This is a genomic window from Bacillus hominis, assembly GCF_018332515.1.
Lineage (GTDB): Bacteria > Bacillota > Bacilli > Bacillales > Bacillaceae_G > Bacillus_A > Bacillus_A hominis.
The window spans coordinates 1-2,334 of the sequence record NZ_BOQD01000486.1 but is presented as its reverse complement, the minus strand read 5'-3'; the positions used below and the strand labels follow the sequence as shown (position 1 = coordinate 2,334).

Sequence of the window (2,334 nt, the reverse complement as noted above, 5' to 3'; positions counted from 1 at the left end):
TCGTTGTACCTGTGATTCCATTTAACAATCCTTGATTCTTATTGATGCTATCCATGAGTTTCGTTGTACCTGTGATTCCGTTTAACAACCCTTGATTCTTATTAATGCTATCCGTGAGTTTCGTTGTACCTGTGATTCCATTTAAATAAGTTAACGAGAGTTCCTTTTTCTCATTTGACACATTCATTCCTCCCTTTAGAAATTTATAAATAAATATAAGCAGAAACCTCCTCATAAAATTCTTAACTATTCTAATATGTCTAAGAATCTACAAGTTTATATCTGCACCGTTTGTTTATAATTCTCAAAACAAATTACTTTGATATTTCATTTATTTTCCTCATATATGATAACAGAAACTTCCTGCTATTGTTAACCTTCAACCATCTAATTTGAATTTATTCCTTACACTGCTTTCCCCTTGATTCAATGCTTCAACTTCCTTATATGTATGGCTTCAAGGTATGTTCTACTTGTTGCTTAGAATGCTTTCTTCTCTAGAAGTCGTCACGCTTCAAGCTGCTTTGCAAGGTCTTTTCCTTCCTGTGTACATTCTACAATCATATCCCTATTAAACTGTGCAAAAGCACTCATAACCGTAAGTATTAGATTTTTTCTGTAGGTGTATCTTCCACTAATTCCATGTGACTTTAACGCCCTTTTAAATGCCATCCTCACCTTTTCCATAGCATTAGCGATGGAACTTGCAAACCTATCCAACTTAGTTAATACCAACGTATTACCTGCCATGTAAGTTCAGTAACATACCATTTGTATCTTTCAAACCAACATTATAATAATTATTTTCCAGTTAAAGAGTTTGTTAGAATATGCCCTTTTTCTTGGTACCGTTTAAGTAATTTTGTTTCATGCCAGTAAATAACTGTAATTCCCATAGTAAATCCTATTTATTAGAGAAAATGAACATCACTAATAGGATGTTAGTAAGCACTGATATTATTGCTACCCATTTTACCCAAAAACCTTCCTTTTTTACATGAAAGCCTTTCATTACATTACCTAAATCATCATTCATATGATGTAATTCTTCATTTAGCCATAGTAAGTTAGTCACTATTTCTCTATCATCACCTTCTATTTCTTTTCTTATGATTAACCTCATTTTTGTTAGGATTTTGTATAAGTTTTCAACTCTCTGGTTTAAATTGCTTTCTAAGTAAGGTGAAGTTTGTGCAATTCTTTTCCGAATATCTGCATCTAATTTTTCTATGTCGTCTTGAACGTGTCTTAATTTACTTCCATCAACTATTCTGGAAAGTTCTAATGCCTTATTTGCCATTAAGAAAAACTCTATTATGGCATCATGCAAATTTTCTAATTTCCTTTCAAGATACTTATCTTCACCTTTTCTTTTTAATTCTTCTCTCCATCTTAAATGTGACATAATTTGATTGATTAGCATTGCAATAATAGCACCTATTCCAGCACTCAATAGAGGTATATACTTTACCCACTGTTCTTCCACCTTTACACACTCCCTATTATCGAATCTACTATAATTTAACATTGATTAAAGCTATATTACCAAAAAAAAGGGCAAAAAAACTCCATTAGCTAGGAATAGTAGCCATTATGGAGATTTTTTCTTTATTGAGCTAGCGTCTTAATAAAATCGATATTTTATTACGAGCATAAAAACAGTTAGTTATTCCTTACTTTTCTTACAATTGGTGTCCAACCAATTTGGTTCACCCGCAAAAGAAAGTACTACGATATTTCTTATCAAAAAATCCTATCCCCCATAAAGGAGATAGGATTTTCAATTCTAGTAACGTAATAAATCTCTTAAATTCATCTATATTAGGTATTCTAGTATGAACAATAACTACTTCAGTTGTTAAGATTGAAAACCAACTGACTGAGAATTATCACGTATATTCATTGTCTAAAGTAATAGACTACTTCACTGTATAATGTTTACTTTTTAAGTATAAAGTTGTGATTATTAATGGTTTAGTTCCTCACAGAGAAATGGCGAATATTTTGTAATCCTTGCTTATTCAATACCACTTTCATAGCTCATTTAATAGACATCTCTTACGAAGATATAATTCTATTAAACTCAAAATATAAATTCCTTGCTGATTGTTGACCACTTGATTCATAATTACTCGCATTTATTTGCCCGTTAAGAACATCTAACTTACTTAAATTCTTAACAAAGAAGTCTTTAGTTAGTGTTCCATTTTTCAAACCAATTGCAAACAAATCTTTAAATAGCATCATCATAGCATTATATCCCGTAGTTTTTTGTATAATACTCTTTTCTGATTTCCAATCGATAGATAGAACATCTGCTAGAGCTGTCTCTTA

At 31.2% G+C, this 2,334-nt stretch carries 4 protein-coding genes; all 4 read right to left on the bottom strand.

Going from position 1 to position 2,334, the window contains the following annotated elements:
- A partial coding sequence (locus KI356_RS26670; protein ID WP_212936958.1) for a hypothetical protein occupies positions 1–181 on the bottom strand: 181 nt, incomplete at its 3' end.
- Between the two features lie 326 nt (positions 182–507).
- On the bottom strand, positions 508–735 hold the full coding sequence (locus KI356_RS26665; RefSeq protein ID WP_212936957.1) for a recombinase family protein: 228 nt from the start codon (positions 733–735) through the stop codon (positions 508–510).
- Between the two features lie 169 nt (positions 736–904).
- Positions 905–1,486: a hypothetical protein gene (locus KI356_RS26660; RefSeq protein ID WP_212936956.1), complete on the bottom strand. Its 582-nt coding sequence runs from the start codon at positions 1,484–1,486 to the stop codon at positions 905–907.
- 572 nt (positions 1,487–2,058) lie between these two features.
- Entirely contained in the window at positions 2,059–2,250 is a 192-nt protein-coding gene (locus KI356_RS26655) for a hypothetical protein (protein ID WP_212936955.1), read from the bottom strand.
- Positions 2,251–2,334: the final 84 nt, after the last annotated feature.

What these genes read in the sequence shown, in the direction of transcription:
- KI356_RS26655 (WP_212936955.1), bottom strand. Translation starts at nt 2,250, where the DNA reads ATGATGATGCTATTTAAAGATTTGTTTGCAATTGGTTTGAAAAATGGA.